This is a genomic window from Arthrobacter sp. 01N444 (assembly GCF_056399305.1).
Genome location: NZ_JBFTRB010000048.1, coordinates 1 through 447 on the forward strand (window position 1 = coordinate 1; position 447 = coordinate 447).

General features: G+C 57.5%; 1 rRNA gene. It reads right to left on the bottom strand.

Features of this window, described 5'->3' with window-relative positions:
* Nucleotides 1–5: 5 nt before the first annotated feature.
* A 5S ribosomal RNA gene (gene rrf, locus AC1DKN_RS21035) occupies nt 6–122 on the bottom strand.
* Nucleotides 123–447: the final 325 nt, after the last annotated feature.

Consider the following 447-nt stretch of genomic DNA (forward strand, 5'->3'; position numbering starts at 1 on the left):
TGGTGTTCCGGCGGTGACCTACTCTCCCACACCCTCCCGGGTGCAGTACCATCGGCGCTGTGGGTCTTAGCTTCCGGGTTCGGGATGGGACCGGGCGTTTCCCCCACGCTATGACCGCCGTAACCCTTGCTCCGCCACCGTGCCCGCTGGGCGGGGGTGGGGAAAACTGTGGTTACAACATCTGTGGTGTTGTTATTTTGTTGTGGTTTTGTTCCTGTCGCAACGTGCCGTCGGTGACGGGTTTGTTGTTTGGGAACCACATAGTGGACGCAAGCAGTCTTGTTTCTTTGTACCCTCCCCCTGGTGTGAACGTCTTTTGAATCCGTTCACGGGAAGAGTGTGTGGTGTAAGTTATCGGCCTATTAGTACCGGTCAGCTTCACGAGTCGTTAGTCCTCGCTTCCACATCCGGCCTATCAACCCAGTGGTCTGGCTGGGGGCCTCTCAC